Below are 15,907 nucleotides of genomic sequence, written 5' to 3' on the forward strand. Positions count from 1 at the left end.
CGCAAACACCCCGCGGATCGCCGCCGGGGTGACCCGATGAGCGCACCTCGCGGCGCAGCCCGCCGCACGCACGGCCGGGGCGCCCTCGTCCCCGCACTGACGGCGCTGCTCGTGCCGATACTCCAGGCCGGCCCCGCCGCAGACACCGCGTCAGCCACCGCCTCGGCCGCGGCGCCGGCGACCGCCGAGGTGCCGGCCGCCCTGCCGGTGAACGGCAGCTTCCCCGCGGGCCTGACGATGAAGACGGTCATCTACAACACCCAGGTCACCGCGCTGCAGCAGCGCAAGACCGCGCTGACCACCGACAAGGCCTCGCTCACCCGGGCGGCCGCGACGTTCGACTCGGCCAGGGACACGTACAACGCCAAGGACGCCGCGTGCGCGGCCCGGGTGACCGCCCACAACCAGAAGCTCGACGCCCACAACGCGAAAGTGGACGCCTTCAACGCTGCCACGCACACCTATGTGCTGCCCGCCGAGCAGGCCGGCTACGACGCGGCCCAGGCCGAGAAGCAGCAACTCGACGCGGAAGGCGCCGCGCTGGACGAGGAGTCCGCGTCGATCACCGCCGAGCGCGGGCAGCTCGACACCGAGGAAGCACAACTCACCGAGCAAAAGACGCAGTTGGCGGCGGACCTGGCCGACCACAATGCGCGGGCCGCGGCCTGGACCTCCGACGAGCAGCAGGCGGAGTCGACCAGGCGGCAGCTGCTCGCGCAGATGGTGGCGGCATTGCAGGAGCTGCTCGACGCGCCGCCCGCGCAGGCCGCCGCGATGGCCGAGGGTGCGGATGCCGCGCAACCGCCGGCACCGGCCGGCGCGCAGCCGGCCCAGGCGCCCGGCGGCGACCCGGTCTCGCGTTCCGGCCAGGTCGCCTCGCTCGCCGGCTACGCGGTGGCCCAGCACGTCCCCATGCGCTTCCAACCCGTCGCGGTGCGGCTGCTGCCGGGCGCGACGGCGGGGGTGCGGGCGGCGGACGCGGCGCAGTTGCCGCTGTCGGCGGTCTACGACGGCCTCGTGCCCGAGGAGAACGGGCACTACCTGGCCGTCGCCCTGCGGAGCAGCCGGGCGGGGACCGACGGGGCGGGGCGTGCCTTCGACGGTGTCCTGGCCCACGGCGGGCAGGGCACCGCGACCGTCGACGGCCGCCCGGCCGTGGTCGACGGGACCGTGACCGTCCCCGACGACGACCGGGCCGGCGACCCCTGCAACACCGGCGCAGGATTCACCGGCAGCACCATCGTCTACCTGCCCCGCCACAAGCACGCGGGGGCGTGCGTGGCCACCGGCGCCTTCGGACAGCTCGGCCCGGCGAACTACACGCCGCCCGGCCGGCCCGGTCTCCGCTTCGCGCTGCCGGGCCTGACGACCCTGCCGGAGAAGAACCGGTCCCGGGGGCACCTCATCGGCTACGCCATGGGCGGCTCGAACAAGGACACCCGCAACTTCGTCCCGCTGTACGGGGCCGCCAACCAGTGGATGTTCGACCACGCCGAGAAGCCGGTGGTGGGCGCGATCAAGTCCGGCGGGCACGTGTACGTCGAGGCGTACCCGCACTACGACGACCCGGACTCGGCGGTGCCGACGACGGTCGACTACGTCACGCACGGCGACGTCGACGAGGAGTGCGTGGTGGTGAACAACCCCACCGGCGCCGGAAGCCACTGCGAGGACGGGTCCTGAGACCCACCGCAGGACGAGGTGCGGCCGGGGCAGCAGGCCCTGGCCGCAGAAACCACAAGAAGACCACCACGGGAGAGGATCCGCATGTCGGAAACAAGGGGTGTGCTGCTGCCGGCCTATGTGCTGGCGGACGAGTCGGGGTCGATGAGTCCCTATCTGGGGGACCTGTCCGACGGGTTGACGTCGCTGTGCGAGGGGCTGCGCGCCGAGCCGATGGTCGCGGCGAAGCTGCGGCTGGCGGTGCTGGGCTTCTCCGACGACGTCCAAGTGCGGCTCGCGGTGGCCGACATGCGTACCGAGAGCACACTTCCGCAGATGGTGATCCGCGGACTGACCAGCTACAAGGCGGTGTTCGAGGACCTGTTGCAGCGGATCCCCGCCGACGTGCAGTGGCTGCGCGGCGAGGGCTACAAGGTGCACCGCCCCGTGGTGTTCCTGCTCAGTGACGGGCAGCCCACCGACGGCAGGTCGTGGCGCAGCCCGCATGCGCAGCTGACCGACAGGTCGCAGACCCCGACGGCGCCGAACATCATCGCCTGCGGCATCGGCGACGCGCGGGCCGACACCATGCTGGAGGTCGCCACCCGCCCCGAGTTCGCCTTCGTCGCGAAGTCCGGGACGGACCTCGGCCAGGCGATCTCGGAGTTCTTCCACTCGCTGACGTCCAGCCTGGTGGCCTCGGGGCACGCCCTGAACTCCGCGAGCCCGCAGCTCGTGGTCAACCGTCCCGAGCAGTTCACCATGGCGATCGACGAGGTGTGAGCGTGGACACCGACAACGCACCAGTGCCCGCAGGCCCGCGTGACGTGCCGCCGCCGGCCGCTCCGCCGCCCCCGCCCTGGCAGTCGGTGCAGCCCTGGCAGCGGATCACCGTCGGCACCCCGGGGCCGGAGTTCGAGGCGCTGCCGCCCGGCGAGTACGCCTACGACGTCCCCGACACCGAGTGCGACGGCTGGTCGACCGGTGAACTGGCCATGCGCTTCGCGTCCGTTCGCGGTGCCAAGCACCGCTACTACCGGCAGCCGCGGCAGGACGCGGCTCGCGCGGCGGTCCATGCGGCCAGCGGCAGCGTCGTCTTCGCCGTCGCCGACGGCGTCTCCAGCGCGTCGGAGGCGGAACAGGGCGCGGTCGCGGCCTGCCGGGCCGCCGTGGAGCGGATGCTCGACCTGCTCGACGGTGCGGGCGGCCGGGTCGACCTGCGGGACGTGGCGTGCCGGGCGGCCGACCGGTTGGGGGAGTTGACGCGCTGGCGGCTCGGCGGGAAGGACCCCGAGTTCAGCGAGGTGGCCGGGCTGTACGCGACGACGCTGGTGGCAGGTGTGGTCCGGCCGCACCCGGAGGGTCCCGTGGTGGAGGTGTGCCGCGTCGGGGACTCGGGGGCGTGGGCGCTGGACCGCGCGAGCGGGCGGTACCAGCAGCTCTTCCCGACCAAGACCGGCACGGACGTGCTGCTGGTGTCCAGTACGGTGACGCCGCTGCCGCACGTGCCCGACCCGCTGGAGCAGACCGGCAGGCGGCTGTCCCCCGGCGAGGTGCTGCTGGTGGGCACGGACGGGTTCGCCGACCCGCTCGGCGACGGTGACGGCCAGGTCGGCTCGCTCTTCGCCGCCCACCTCGCACGCCCGCTGCCGCCGCTGTGGCTCGCCCACCTGCTGGACTTCTCCCGGGAGACCTTCGACGACGACCGCACCCTGCTGGCCGTGTGGCCCTCGGCGCCGGGGGGCCGGCGGTGAACCCGCCGCGGGTCCCGGTGGTCGAGCACCACAGGCTCACCCTGGGCGGGCAGTTGGGGCAGGGCGGGCAGGGCACCGTCCACGAGGTCGCCAACCGGAGGATCAACCGGGCGGCGGGCGGCGGCTGGGACGTGGTCTACAAGGAGTACGCCGCCGCCGTCCTGCCCTCCCTGCAGCCGGACGCCCTGCTGGCACGGGCCGAACTCGTCGGCGAGCTGAACGCCGCGGACGCCGCGTGGCTGTGCGAGAAGACAGCGTGGCCCGCGGCCGTGGTCCAGCGCCAGGGGAAGACCTGCGGCTTCCTGATGCGCGCGGTCCCCGACCGCTTCCGCTTCGACTTCAGGACCCTGCACGGGACCGGGAGCACCCGGCGGCTCGCCACCATGGAGTACCTCCTCAACGACGACGCCTACGTGGCCGGTGTCGGACTGACCGTCAGCACCCGGGACCGGCTGGCCGTGCTGGGCGACCTGGCCGCGACGCTGAGCCGGCTGCACCGCCTGGGCATCACCGTCGGGGACCTCTCCCCCAAGAACCTGCTGTTCAGCACCTCCCCGCAGGCCGAGTGCTTCCTGATCGACGCCGACGCCATGCGGCTGCGGGGCACCACCGTGCTCCCGCAGGCCGAGACCCCCGACTGGCAGGTCCCCGACGGCGAGGAGAAGGCGACCGGGGCCGGCGACGTCTACAAGCTGGCGCTGCTCGCCGTCCGCCTGATCGCCCGCGACCAGACCGCGGCGGACCCCGACGTGCTGTCCGCGGTCGCCCCGGCGCTCGCCGACCTGGCGCGCTGCAGCCTCGACACCGACCGCAAGCGGCGCCCGACGCCCGCCCTGTGGGCGGAGCATCTGGCCGCCGCCGTCGCGACGGCCTCGACCGTCCCTGCGGCGGCGCCGACGACGGCAGGACCGGGCACGGGGCCGGTCCTGCAGACCGGGCGGGGGCCTGGCAGCCCCCGCCCGGGAGGACCCACCGCCACGGCCACCGCCCCCGCCGCCGCGACCAGCGGCAGCACGGCCAGGGCCAGGGGCTGGTCCGCGCTGGCCGCGAGTGTCGCGGTCGTGGTCGTCGCGATCGCGGGTGTCGCCACCACGCACTCCGGCCACTCCGGCTCCGGCTCCGCCGCCGCGGCGACCTCCGCCACGGCAGAACCCGCCCCGGAGGACACCGGGTTCACCGACCCCGCGGACCCGGACGCCGACCCCGCTGACCCGGGCCTGCCGGACCCCGACGACACCGGCGACCCGGACCCGGCGGAGCCCCCGGCGAGCGACACCCCTGAGGACCCGCCGACCCCCGACGACCCGGTCGCCGACGCCGAGGTCGGCTCGTGCTTCTACGACCGCGGCACCTCGGGCCACGCCGACCTGGAGGCGACCGACTGCACCGACGGGGCCTTCAAGGTGGTGGACATCTTCCGCGGCACGACCGACCTGGACGCCTGCGACGACGTCGACGACAACGACGAGAGCGTGTCGTCGTCGCGCAACGACCGCGTGCTGTGCCTGAGTTACCAGAGCTCGGGCGGCACCGCCTACCACGCGGACCAGGGCGACTGCGTCTACGGCACCCCCGGCGGCTCCTGGGGCACGGTGAGCTGCGGCACCGGGAACTTCAAGGTCCTGGCCGCCTACCGGGGCACCGGCGACCACACCAAGTGCACGTCCTGGCCGCACTACAACGAGTGGAAGACCTTCACCGTCTCCCACGACTCGGGCCTGGACGTGCTGCTGTGCCTGTCCATGAACTACCCCGACGACGCCGGATACGCCACGCAGCGCGAATGCCTGCTGAAGTCCGGCAGCGGCGGGCAGGCGACCTTCACCAACGTCGGCTCCTGCGCCGCCTCGAACGTGGTGGTCACCGGGCGCACCAGCCGGTACCGGGCCGCGTCCTTCTGCGGCAACGACGGCTGGACCACCTGGGAGCCCACCGACTACCCGGCGCTCGCCTACACGGTGTGCTGGCGGTCGACATAGGCAGGCCCGCCTCACCGCACGGGCTTCCACCCCCAGGCGGTGAGCATGCCGGCCGACAGCGCAGCGCACCGGTCGGAGTCCAGGTAGCGGACGGCGGCGTCCACGGACGCGTCGTCGACCTGGCCCGTGGCGAGCATCGCGGGCCTGCTGCGCTGCCATGTGTCGGCCCAGAAGCGGCTGATGGGGCTGCCGGGCAGCAGCGGCGGCACATGGATCTCGGCCCCCACCGAGCCCAGCCCCGCCTGGCGCAGCAGCTGCGGGTAGGACGGCACCCACGAGACGTCCGTGCCGATGCTCTCCCGCAGCCCCTGCCACATCGCCCGCATCACCGCGGTGTAGGGGGTGGCGGGCGTACGGTCGCTGGTCAGGTCGACCGCGTCGCTGAGCACCAGCACACCGCCGGGTGCGACGCGCTCGGCCAGTGCGGCGATCAGCTGTTCGCGCTTCTGGAGGTGCATCAGCACGAAGCGCGCGTGGACCAGCCGGTAGCGGCCGGGCACCGTGCCGGGTGCGGTGATGTCGGCCTCCAGCACGTCGAGTCCGGGCGCGGGCCGCTCGCGCAGGAAGCGCACGTCGCGGTCGACGGCGACCACGCTCTCCACCCGGGCCTCGCGCAGCAGCCGGCGGGCGACCGTCCCCGTACCGGCGCCCACGTCGAGGCAGTGCCACCCGGGGCCGGCGCCGAGCGCGTGCAGGCGGGCCATCGTGGTGTCGTCGTAGGCGAGCGCGCCGAAGTCGATGCGCTCGCCCTCGCCGGCCTGCCCGGGCGGGAAGACTGCCTCCCCGTAGCGCCCGCCGGCCGCGTCCCCGCTGCCCACGCCAGCGCCTCCCATGTCCCCGCCGGGCTGCTTCATCGCCTGACCTCCGTGAACGCGGTCATCCGGCACCGGGTGCGCCGGAGTCGTGGCCCGGCAGGAGCTGTTCCGCCCAGACCTTCTTGCCGCCCGTGGTGGGGCGCACTCCCCAGTCGTGGGTGAGCTGGGCGGCGAGGAAAAGGCCGCGGCCGCCCTCGTCGTCGTCGTGGGCGCGGCGCAAGGTGGTCGCGGTCCTGCTGGTGTCGGTGACCTCGCAGGCCAGGGTGTTCTCCCGGCGGATCACCCGCAGCCCGATCTCGCCGGTGGAGTAGCGCAGGCCGTTGGTGATCAGCTCGCTGACGAGCAGTGCGGTGCTGGGCACCAGCTCGTGCAGGCCCCATTCCGCGAGCTGCCGGGACACCTCGCGGCGGGCTTCGGCGGCGCTCTCGGGGCGGTTGCGCAGCTGCCACGAGCGGGTGCGGTCGGGGCCGAGGACGCGCGTGCGGGCCAGGAAGAGGATGGCGTCGTCTCCCGGCCCGTCGGGGAAGGCCTCCGTCAGCGCGTCGTCCGAGGCCTTCTGGAGGTCGCCGTCGGAGGTCGCCAGCGCGCGCACCAGCGCGGGTCCCGGTTCTGCCACGCTCCTGGTGTGCAGGGCCAGCACACTGCCGTCGGGCAGGTCGAAGCAGCCTGGGGGTACCCCCGGGCAAGGCTCTGGGGGAGGGTGGCCGCGGCTCGCCCTGCGCCCCGAGCGCGGGGCACGAGGGGGCGTCCAGGACGGTGGTGGTCCCGTCGGGGAAGACCACCGTCGGCGCGGGTCCCCCGGCACGGGCCACGGTGCAGGTGCCGGCCACCGGGTCGTAGAAGGCCAGCGCGCAGCCGACGGTGAGCCCGTCGGGCCGCCGGCGGGCGGGGACGCGCCGGAGCCCGCTCCGCCGCCGCGCGGTCCTTCCTCGGGGCGGGCTTGGGGCATGGCGGGACCTCCCGGACACGGGGCCGGCTGCTCGGCGGGCCGCGGGACCTCCCGCGGCACCGCATCTGACATCACCACGAATTATGGCGAGATGCAGGGATTCCCCCGGTTCGCCGCGCGCCGCCCAGGCGGCCGACCTCGCCGCCTGGCGGGTCCGTCCGCACAAGTTCCGCACAGAACCCGCCGCTCCTGACGCACTGTCAAGCGATGGCCCGCGTTACCGTCACAGCATGTGAGCGGGGGCCGGGAGGCGCCCCGCGGGGGCAGGGACTGGGGGACGATTGCGATGCGACGACGACTGTTCTGGCTTGCCGGGCTGCTCCTCGCGGCCCCGCTGACCGGCTGCTCGCCGTCGCAGGCCTACGGGTGCACCGCCGTGTCCCTGTCGGTGCGCGACACGCCGGTCGCGGCGATCACCGACGACCTGCCGCTGACCGCGACGCTCACGGCGGACGGCAGACCCCTGCCGGGCCGGCCGCTCGACTTCTGGCTCTACGACGAGGGCGCGGGGCAGCCGGCCGGAGCCGGGGTCTACGTCGGCACGAAGTCCTCGGGACCCGACGGGGTGGCCCGCCTGACGCTGGCCGGCGGCCCGGCGGGGCAGTTGCCCGCCGGTGCGGTCGCCACGGGCTTCGGCGTACACAAGCCGCAGCGCAAGGACTACTGCGGGGCGAGCGCCAAGGCCCGGCTGCGCTGCGGCAGCGCACCCTCGGCGGCCTGCCCGCCGGTCAGGAAGCCGACCGGCTGACGCGAGCCCCCCGGAGCCTGCTCGGGCGACCCCGCGGACGGCTCCTCCGCGATCGCACGGAAGGTCTGAACTGCCCGCTTATCGGGCGTATATCCGGGCGGACCACGATGGTGCCCGAGGCGGCCGTCGCGAGCGTGCGGGACGGCGCAGGGCGAAGGAGCCATCCATGATCGGGTTCGAGATCGAGATCAGCCTTCCCGTCACCGACGCGGCGGGGAAGAAGATCCCCGGCGACACCAAGCTGGCGGCGTGTCCCACCCGGCAGCCGGCGGGGGCTCTGGGAAAGCCGCTCTTCCGGGTGGTCTCGGACAGCCGGAGCCTGCCGGGCTTCCGCGGCAACTACTCCAACCTGGAGTTCGTCACCAAGCCCTGGTCCGTCGTCGGCGACGGCTTCACCAGCGGACCCCTCGCGCTGACGGACACGCTCCAGCGCATCCGGGCGGTCCGTGACGCCCTCTACACCGCGGGGAGCGTGACGCTGAGCCACGCCTCCGGGGCGCTCCTGACGATGCTGCCGGCCGGCCAGGGCGCCCTGCTCGACCCGGGGAACGGCTACCTGGAGCAGGCCGGGACGCCCGGCAACGGCGACGGGCTCTTCGTCCACTACTCCGTGGGCGTGCCGCTCGGCGGCATGGCGACCTTCTTCGACCGGCTGCGCTCGGCCGCCCCGGCGCGCGAGGGCCAGTACCTGCCGGAGGCCCGGCACCGGCTGCACCAGGCGCACCACTTCGCCGAGCAGGCCGCCGAGCAGTTCGTGCCCCGCGGCACCGCGGACGTCGGGCGGTCCAAGGACCGCGACCTCAGCGCCCAGGCCAAGCGCAGGCGCCAGGTGCTGGGCTACCTGCAACTGCTGTTCATGAACGTCGTCGCCTTCGCCGACCACGCGGACGAGGTCGAACAGAAGCGTCCGGAGTCCAACATCAAGAACCGGACCGTGGTGCTGAGCCGCGCGCCGCTCGCCGACGTCCACAGCCGCCTCGACCCCATGGTGCAGACCTACCTGCGCAACAACCACGAGATCCTGACCACGCTGCTCGCGGACGACTACCAGGAGGCGGGCCTGAAGGACAAGCGGAGCTTCTACGAGACGGCCGTCCGCAAGATCGACGAGGACCCCGTCGTCCTGCTCGACTACACCACGGCGGCCTTCACCGGCGGCACGTCCATCCCGCAGCAGGACGTCTTCGGCGGCATGCGGCAGATCGCCCCGCACGCCGAGGAGGAGGCGATGATGGTGCCGTTCGAGATCCGCACCTTCGGCAAGCGGATGAAGTCCTGGGCCGAGGTGCAGACCGACCTCGCCGACCTGAGCCAGTGGGTGCAGAGCAGCTACGAACTCGGCATGGCCTGATGGCGCGGCCCGGCGGCGGTCAGGCCACCGTCCAGGCGAAGTACCCGGCGGCGCTGCCGTCGGCGGTCACGGCCTGGCCGATCACCTGGCCCTGCTCGGTGAGGCCGAACGCCGACGTGGTGGCGTACCCCTGCGGCGGGGTGATCGCGGTCGTCCCGCCGCTGCGCCACAGGAAGGCGCGGGTCGTGCCGTCGGGCAGGGTCGAGTCGCCCGCGACCTCGCGGCGGTTGTTCACCGCGACGGGGTGCGCGCTGGTGCCGCCGAGGGTGCCGAGGTCGGTGGAACTGCCGCCGCTGAACAGGAAGGGGTGGCGCACCCCTGAGCCGAGGTCGGTGCATCCGACGACGTCGCCGAGGTCGTTGAGCGGCCGCCGGCCGAAGAGGGTGACCATGGCGTTGCCGCCGCCGAGGCCGGGGACGTCGTGCAGCGCGCCGGCCGACCACAGGAAGCCGCGCGGCAGCGGGCCGCCCCCGGAGACCGCGGGGTAGTAGTCGCCGGCGACGTCGCCACGCGCGTTCGGGCCGGCGACGCCCTGGAGGCCGAAGTAGGTCGGGTAGCCGTCGATGTGGCTGAAGTCGGCGACCACCGCCCCGTCGCGCCACAGGAAGGCGGCCCGGTCGCCGCTCTGCGGCCGGAAGCCGACGACCAGGACGCCGCCGCTGTCGTCCACGCCTTGCGCGTGCAGCCCCATGCCGTTCGCCGACGCCGGGGGTGTGACGGTCGTGACGGTGTCGCCGTCGACCAGGCACACCGTGTTCCAGGTGGCGGTCTCCCCGCCCGGCTCGTTCCAGCCGCGGACGGCGACCTGGCCGAGGTTGTTGACGGCGGTGGCGGTGCTGTAGAGGGTGCCGATGTCCAGGACCCGCGGCTCGCCGCCGGTCCACACGGTGGCGGTCTGCCGGCCCGCGACGACATGGTCGCCGGCCGCCTGGCCGAGGTCGTTGACGCTGACGGCGTTGCAGGAGGCGCCGGCCACCGGCGACTGCAGCACGGTGACCCTGCCGTCGGCCCACACCGCCTCGGGCCAGCGGTCGGCCGCGCCGTCGCCGAGGTCGAGCATGCCCAGGACCTGGCCGCTGCGGCTCACGTCCCGGAGCAGCACCAGGGGGTGCGACCCGTCGGTGTTCGCCAGCGGCCTGGCGGTCACCTGGCTGCGGGGGCGGGGGCGGGCGCCGCGGGGCCGGGCGGCTCCGGTTTCCCGGGCGGAGGGGGCGGCCTGGGCGGGAGCCACCGCCAGGGCCGCCGCCCCCAGGGCCGTACCCGTCAGAACGGTCCGCCGTGCGATGCGCTGCCTGTCGTCTCCCATGGCCTTCCTCCCCCTCGGCCGCCCACCCGCTCCCGGCGCCGAGCAGTGCCGGGGCGCATGGTGCTGATGATTCGTCAGTTCAGCGTGCCATGCCAAGGGCGCCGCCGCCTACCCGGCCGGCGTACCCGAGTTGCCGGAGCGGCAACGACGCTCGCCTCGCCGCGCGCCCGCCCCGCATGATCAGGAAAGCCACGGCAGCCGCCCCGCACACCCAGGAGCAGCCATGCAGCAGCCGAAGAACACGAACCCCGACACCGCCCAGCCGCGCCACCGCACCGTGCAGGCGCCCGCAGGGCGGCTGCACTGCGTCGAGCAGGGCGAGGGGCCGCTGGTGCTGCTCGTCCACGGCTTCCCCGAGTCCTGGTACTCCTGGCGCCACCAGCTCCCCGCGCTCGCGGCGGCCGGATACCGCGCGGTCGCACTCGACGTACGCGGCTACGGCAGGTCCTCGCGCCCCGCGTCGGCCGAGGAGTACCGGATGCGGGCGCTCGCCGCCGACAACGCCGCCCTCGTACACGCCCTCGGGGCGGAGTCCGCGGTGGTCGTCGGGCACGACTGGGGCGCGAACATCGCGGCGGCCTCCGCGCTGCTGCACCCCGAGGTCTTCCGTGCGGTGGGCCTGCTGAGCGTCCCCTACGCACCGCCCGGCGGCCCCCGCCCCACCGACGTCTTCGCGCAGCTGGCCGGCGACGAGGAGTTCTACGTCTCGTACTTCCAGCAGCCGGGCCGGGCGGAGGCCGAGATCGAGCCCGACGTGCGCGGCTGGCTGGCCGGCTTCTACGCGGCCCTGTCCGCCGACACCATGCCGGCACAGGGTGAGCCGGACCCGCACTTCGTCAGCGCGGGCGGCACGCTGCGCGAGCGCTTCCCCCGCGACCGCAGGCCCGGCTGGCTGACCGACGACGTGCTCGACGTCTACGCGGGCGAGTTCGAGCGCACCGGCCTGACGGGTGCGCTCAACCGCTACCGGAACATGGACCGCGACTGGGAGGACCTCGCCGAGCTGAACGGCGCCGCCATCGCGCAGCCGTCCTTCTTCGCGGGCGGCAGCAGGGACGCCTCCACGACCTGGATGGCCGACGCGATCGACGCCTTCCCCGCGACCCTGCCCGGGCTGGTGTCCTCCCACCTGCTGGACGGCTGCGGCCACTGGATCCAGCAGGAGCGCCCCGCCGAGGTCAGCGCGCTGCTGTGCGGCTGGCTCGACGAGGTCTCCCGGTCGGTGCGGCTGCGGTAGCCCGGCGCCTGCCACCTCCTTCATTTCATCGATAACACCGAAGACGTATCGATGCTCCAATGTTGTGTTATCGTTGATAGCGCCAGCAGGTAAGCAACGAAATGAAGGAGGGGCACCATGCCCACCCGAACTGACACCGCGGACCGCGTCGCCCTGGTCACCGGCGGCTCCGGCGGCATAGGCAAGGCCGTCGTCCAGCGCCTGGCTCGCGAGGGCTACGCGGTCGGCGTCCACTACGCGGGCAACAAGGCCACGGCAGAGGCCCTGGCCGAGGAGATCACCGCGGCAGGCGGCAAGGCCCTGGCCGTCGGCGGCGACGTCGCGGACGAGACCGCGATGGCCGCGGCCTTCGACGCCGTGGAGTCCGCCTTCGGCGGCCTGGACGCCGTCGTCCACACCGCCGGCGTCATGAAGCTCAAGCCCATCGCCGAGCTGGACCTGGACGAGCTGGACGCGATGCACAGGACCAACATCCGCGGCACCTTCGTCGTCAACCAGCAGGCCGCCCGCCGGCTGCGCCCCGGCGGCGCCCTCGTCAACTTCTCGACCTCGGTCATGGGCCTGCAGTTCCCCGGCTACGGCGCCTACGTGGCCAGCAAGGGCGCCGTCGAGGCCCTGACCCTGGTCCTGGCCCGCGAGCTGCGCGGCCGGGACGTCACGGTGAACGCCATCGCCCCCGGCCCCACCGCCACACCGCTGTTCCTGGACGGCAAGGACCAGGAGACCGTGGACCGCCTGGCGGCGCAGTCGCCCCTGGAGCGGCTCGGCACCCCCGAGGACATCGCCGAACTGGCCGCCTTCCTGGCCGGTCCCGCGGGCCACTGGGTCAACGGCCAGACCATCCGGGACAACGGCGGAATCGTCTGAGGGAGACACGATCACCATGGCACACAGCACCGACTCGCACGTCATCGTCGTCACCGGCGCGTCCAGCGGCTTCGGCAACCTCGCCGCCCGCGCCCTGGCCAGGGCCGGGCACATCGTGTACGCCGGCATGCGCGCCACCGAAGGCCGCAACGCGCCCCGCGTCGCCGAACTCGCCGACCTGTCCGCGGCCGAGGGCGTGGACGTCCGCGGGGTCGAGATGGACGTACAGGACCAGGCGTCCGTGGACGCGGCCGTCGCCCGGATCGTCCAGGAGCAGGGCCGGCTGGACGTGGTCGTCCACAACGCCGGGCACATGACCCTCGGCCCCGCCGAGGCCTTCACCCCCGAGCAGCTCGCCGACCTCTACGACATCAACGTCCTGTCCACCCAGCGGGTCAACCGCGCCGCCCTGCCGCACCTGCGCGCCCAGGGCCGCGGCCTGCTGGTGTGGGTCGGGTCCAGCTCCACCCGCGGCGGCCACCCGCCCTTCCTCGCCCCCTACTTCGCGGCGAAGGCCGGCATGGACGCCCTCGCCGAGAGCTACGCGGCCGAGGTCATCAAGTTCGGCATCGACACCGTCATCGTGGTGCCCGGCGCCTACCCCACGGGCACCAACCACTTCGCCCACGCCACGCGGCCCGCCGACGTCCGGCGGACCGGCGCCTACGACCAGGAGTACGGCACCCTGCGCAACTCCATGGAAGAGGCGCTCACCGGCCTCTTCCCCGAGGGGCGGACGGTGGACGAGGTCGCGGACGAGATCGTCCGGGTCGTCGGCCTCCCGCACGGCACCCGGCCGTTCAGGACGCACGTCGACCCCAGCAGGGACGGCAGCGAGGTGGTCTCGGCGGTGAGCGACCGCATCCGGCAGGAGTTCTACCATCGCATCGGCATCGAGGAGCTCTTGCCGCAGAACGCCGCGCTCTGAGACCCGCTCGGTCGCGAGCGCTGACGACGACATCGCCCCGGCCCCGGCCGGCGGCAGGAAGGAGACCCGTGCCCGGCACGACCGACGCCACCGGCAGGGCCGCCAAAGCCGGCGACATACGCGCCCGCATGCTCGACGCGGCGGAGGAGCTGCTGAGCACCTCCCAGGACAACGACATCTCCACCCGGGCCGTCTGCGACGCGGTCGGTGTCACCCAGCCCATCCTCTACCGCCTCTTCGGCGACAAGAACGGCCTGCTCACGGCCCTGGTCGAGAACGGCTTCGAGCGCTACATCTCGCGCAAGCAGTCGCTGGCCACGACCGACGACCCGGTCGCCGACCTGCGGGCGGGCTGGGACGACCACACCGACTTCGCCCTGACCAACCGGGCGCTCTACCGGCTGATGTTCTCGCCCGTGCTGCGGGAGGTGCCAGAGCCCGCGAACCGGATCTTCGAGCTGCTGAAGAAGACCCTGGACCGGTGCGCGGCGGTCGGCGCCCTGCGCATCCCCTCGGACGAGGCCGCGCAGGCGATCCTGTCGGCGAACGTCGGGGTCGCCCTGAGCATCCTCGCCCAGCCCGGGCGCTTCGGTGACCCGCAGTTGTCGACCCGGGTGCGCGACGCGGTCTTCGCCTCCTGCCTGGACGAGACCGCCGCGGTGCGGCCCGCCCCCGGCGACCCCGTCGCACTGGCGGCGCTCCGCCTCGCGGCGCTGCTGCAGCAGCAGCCGGCCGCGGCGCTGCGCCCGGAGGAGACGGCGCTGCTGCTGATGTGGCTGGGCAGACTGCGGTAGGTCACAGGTCGTTGCCCGCGTAGGAGAGGTTGAAGCTCTTGTTGGCCAGCGGGAAGTCCGGGACGATCGTCGACCTCAAGGCGACCGGCAGGGCGGGCCAGTTGAAGAAGGACGGGTCCACGGGCTTGACCCGGGTCAGGGTGCCGTCGGCGGCGGTCTCCACCCGGGTGGCCACGGTGCCGCGCCAGCCCTCGGCCACACCGGTTCCCGACGCGGGGCGCCGCACCTCCGCCAGCGGCACCGCGTAGGTGCCGGGGGCGCCCAGGGCCGCGGCCAGGTCGTCGATCAGGTCGAGCGAGAGGTCGATCTCCTCGGCCCGCACCAGGAAGCGGGCCAGGACGTCGCCGGTGGTGCGTACGGGCACGGTCTTCGGGGCCGCCGCCTCGTGGAAGGGGTGGGCGAGGCGCGCGTCGGCGGCGACACCGCTGGCGCGGGCCACGTAGCCCAGGCACCCCAGGTCGCGTGCGGCCCGCGTCGACAGCCGTGCGGTGCCGGTGAAGCGGTCGCGTACGGTGCTGTGGCCGAGCGCCAGGTGGGCGACCTCGCGGATGTCGGCGCGCAGGGCCTGCACGGTGGCGGGGCTCGGCAGAGCGAGCAGGGCGGCGCCGCCGGGGTGCACACCGCCGCGCAGCAGCCGGTGGCCCGTCGTCTGCTGGTTCAGCCGCAGCAGCTGCTCGCGGATGCGCTGGGCGTGGGCGTTGAGCACGGAGTGGCCGACATCGTTGCACAGCGCCCCGAGGTCGGCGACGTGGTTGTGGACCCGCTCCATCTCCAGCAGCAGGGCGCGCGCCTGCCGGGCGGGCTCGGGCACCTCGGTGCCGGTCGCCTCCTCGACGGCCAGGCAGTAGGCGAGGGCGTGGCCCACGGCGGTGTCGCCGCTGACGCGCTCTGCCAGCCGCAGACCCGCGTCGGTGTCGCGGCCCTGGAAGAGCCGTTCGACGCCCTTGTGGACGAACCACAGCCGCGCCTTGAGCTTGATGATCGTCTCGCCGACGACGGAGAAGCGGAAGTGCCCCGGCTCGATGAGCCCGGCGTGCACGGGGCCGACCGGGATCTCGTAGACGCCGTCACCCTCGACCTGCAGGAAGGGGTAGGGGCCTTCCGGTTCGCCGAACGGCGGCGGCGGACCCGCGTCGGGGCGCAGCGGATACCAGCCGCGGGGCCAGTGGAAGTGGCGTACCAGGCGGCGCGGCAGCGGGTGGTCCAGCGGCTCCACGCCGTGCAGGTCGTGCATCTCGCGCTCGAACCGGCCCGCGGGGAAGGACAGCCCGGCCAGCGAGGGGACGCGCGGGCGGTCGGCGTCGAGGCGTACGTGCAGTTCGGTGCGGGTGTCGGGCGGCCCCGCGAGGAAGAGGTAGACCACGCGCAGCGCCCGCCCGCCGGGGGCGCCCTCGCCGTCGTGGTGCGCGGCGACCAGTGCCAGCCGGTGCCCGGCCGCCAGCAACTCCTGTGCGCGGCGCGGGAGTTCCCCCGTACCGACGTCGTGGACCGTACGGGTGGCGGCGGGCATGTCAGCG

At 73.9% G+C, this 15,907-nt stretch carries 14 protein-coding genes and 1 pseudogene; 10 read left to right on the forward strand and 5 right to left on the reverse strand.

Annotated elements, in window-relative coordinates:
• Positions 1–36 precede the first annotated feature (36 nt).
• The 4 genes from JT723_RS18830 (at position 37) to JT723_RS18845 (ending at position 5,395) form a co-directional block, all read left to right on the forward strand.
• Positions 37–1,683: a DNA/RNA non-specific endonuclease gene (locus tag JT723_RS18830; protein WP_205045856.1), complete on the forward strand. Its 1,647-nt coding sequence runs from the start codon at positions 37–39 to the stop codon at positions 1,681–1,683.
• 84 nt (positions 1,684–1,767) lie between these two features.
• Positions 1,768–2,445 carry a vWA domain-containing protein gene (locus JT723_RS18835; RefSeq protein ID WP_205045857.1) on the forward strand — a complete coding sequence of 226 codons (678 nt, stop codon included), beginning with the start codon at positions 1,768–1,770 and terminating at the stop codon, positions 2,443–2,445.
• Between the two features lie 2 nt (positions 2,446–2,447).
• The gene (locus JT723_RS18840; protein WP_205045858.1) at positions 2,448–3,416 is read left to right on the forward strand and encodes a protein phosphatase 2C domain-containing protein; all 969 of its coding nucleotides are present in this window, start codon (positions 2,448–2,450) and stop codon (positions 3,414–3,416) included.
• Positions 3,413–5,395, forward strand: a complete 1,983-nt coding sequence (locus JT723_RS18845) for an LppU/SCO3897 family protein (protein WP_205045859.1) — start codon at positions 3,413–3,415, stop codon at positions 5,393–5,395. Before JT723_RS18840 ends, JT723_RS18845 begins: the two co-directional genes overlap by 4 nt.
• A gap of 11 nt (positions 5,396–5,406) precedes the next feature.
• On the opposite strand, the gene JT723_RS18850 is transcribed toward JT723_RS18845, so the two are convergent.
• From JT723_RS18850 to JT723_RS36450, 3 genes and pseudogenes are all read right to left on the reverse strand, one after another.
• Positions 5,407–6,249, reverse strand: coding sequence for a class I SAM-dependent methyltransferase (locus tag JT723_RS18850; RefSeq protein ID WP_372441337.1), 843 nt, complete (start codon positions 6,247–6,249; stop codon positions 5,407–5,409).
• A gap of 22 nt (positions 6,250–6,271) precedes the next feature.
• On the reverse strand, positions 6,272–6,826 hold the full coding sequence (locus JT723_RS36160; RefSeq protein ID WP_205045860.1) for an ATP-binding protein: 555 nt from the start codon (positions 6,824–6,826) through the stop codon (positions 6,272–6,274).
• A gap of 100 nt (positions 6,827–6,926) precedes the next feature.
• Positions 6,927–7,334 (reverse strand): annotated as a pseudogene (locus JT723_RS36450) (SpoIIE family protein phosphatase); the annotation flags it as partial.
• Positions 7,335–7,445: 111 nt separating this feature from the next.
• Here JT723_RS36450 and JT723_RS18865 point away from each other — a divergent pair.
• Both JT723_RS18865 and JT723_RS18870 read left to right on the forward strand, forming a co-directional pair.
• Entirely contained in the window at positions 7,446–7,907 is a 462-nt protein-coding gene (locus JT723_RS18865; RefSeq protein WP_205045861.1) for a hypothetical protein, read from the forward strand.
• A 166-nt stretch (positions 7,908–8,073) separates the two neighbouring features.
• Complete coding sequence (locus tag JT723_RS18870) at positions 8,074–9,258, forward strand: hypothetical protein (protein ID WP_205045862.1); 1,185 nt, start codon at positions 8,074–8,076, stop codon at positions 9,256–9,258.
• A gap of 19 nt (positions 9,259–9,277) precedes the next feature.
• Here JT723_RS18870 and JT723_RS18875 read toward each other — a convergent pair whose 3' ends face one another.
• Complete coding sequence (locus JT723_RS18875; RefSeq protein ID WP_205045863.1) at positions 9,278–10,564, reverse strand: hypothetical protein; 1,287 nt, start codon at positions 10,562–10,564, stop codon at positions 9,278–9,280.
• 223 nt (positions 10,565–10,787) lie between these two features.
• Between JT723_RS18875 and JT723_RS18880 the strand changes: the two genes are divergently transcribed.
• The 4 genes from JT723_RS18880 (at position 10,788) to JT723_RS18895 (ending at position 14,390) form a co-directional block, all read left to right on the forward strand.
• Positions 10,788–11,801 (forward strand): alpha/beta fold hydrolase, encoded by a 1,014-nt coding sequence (locus JT723_RS18880; protein ID WP_205045864.1) that lies wholly within the window; start codon positions 10,788–10,790, stop codon positions 11,799–11,801.
• Between the two features lie 117 nt (positions 11,802–11,918).
• Positions 11,919–12,668, forward strand: a complete 750-nt coding sequence (locus JT723_RS18885) for an SDR family oxidoreductase (RefSeq protein WP_205045865.1) — start codon at positions 11,919–11,921, stop codon at positions 12,666–12,668.
• 16 nt (positions 12,669–12,684) lie between these two features.
• Positions 12,685–13,596, forward strand: coding sequence for an SDR family oxidoreductase (locus JT723_RS18890; RefSeq protein WP_205045866.1), 912 nt, complete (start codon positions 12,685–12,687; stop codon positions 13,594–13,596).
• 68 nt (positions 13,597–13,664) lie between these two features.
• On the forward strand, positions 13,665–14,390 hold the full coding sequence (locus tag JT723_RS18895) for a TetR/AcrR family transcriptional regulator (protein ID WP_251512683.1): 726 nt from the start codon (positions 13,665–13,667) through the stop codon (positions 14,388–14,390).
• Between the two features lies 1 nt (position 14,391).
• Here the strand turns inward: JT723_RS18895 and JT723_RS18900 are convergent, their stop codons facing one another.
• Positions 14,392–15,900, reverse strand: coding sequence for a hydrogenase large subunit (locus JT723_RS18900; RefSeq protein WP_205045867.1), 1,509 nt, complete (start codon positions 15,898–15,900; stop codon positions 14,392–14,394).
• Positions 15,901–15,907: the final 7 nt, after the last annotated feature.

Origin of the sequence: Actinacidiphila bryophytorum, assembly GCF_016916835.1 — a bacterium.
Taxonomy (GTDB): Bacteria; Actinomycetota; Actinomycetes; order Streptomycetales; family Streptomycetaceae; genus Actinacidiphila; species Actinacidiphila bryophytorum.

Coding starts and splice junctions, on each gene's coding strand:
- JT723_RS18830 (WP_205045856.1), top strand. CDS start 37: ATGAGCGCACCTCGCGGCGCAGCCCGCCGCACGCACGGCCGGGGCGCC.
- JT723_RS18835 (WP_205045857.1), top strand. CDS start 1,768: ATGTCGGAAACAAGGGGTGTGCTGCTGCCGGCCTATGTGCTGGCGGAC.
- JT723_RS18850 (WP_372441337.1), bottom strand. CDS start 6,249: ATGAAGCAGCCCGGCGGGGACATGGGAGGCGCTGGCGTGGGCAGCGGG.
- JT723_RS18865 (WP_205045861.1), top strand. CDS start 7,446: ATGCGACGACGACTGTTCTGGCTTGCCGGGCTGCTCCTCGCGGCCCCG.
- JT723_RS18870 (WP_205045862.1), top strand. CDS start 8,074: ATGATCGGGTTCGAGATCGAGATCAGCCTTCCCGTCACCGACGCGGCG.
- JT723_RS18875 (WP_205045863.1), bottom strand. CDS start 10,564: ATGGGAGACGACAGGCAGCGCATCGCACGGCGGACCGTTCTGACGGGT.
- JT723_RS18880 (WP_205045864.1), top strand. CDS start 10,788: ATGCAGCAGCCGAAGAACACGAACCCCGACACCGCCCAGCCGCGCCAC.
- JT723_RS18885 (WP_205045865.1), top strand. CDS start 11,919: ATGCCCACCCGAACTGACACCGCGGACCGCGTCGCCCTGGTCACCGGC.
- JT723_RS18890 (WP_205045866.1), top strand. CDS start 12,685: ATGGCACACAGCACCGACTCGCACGTCATCGTCGTCACCGGCGCGTCC.
- JT723_RS18900 (WP_205045867.1), bottom strand. CDS start 15,900: ATGCCCGCCGCCACCCGTACGGTCCACGACGTCGGTACGGGGGAACTC.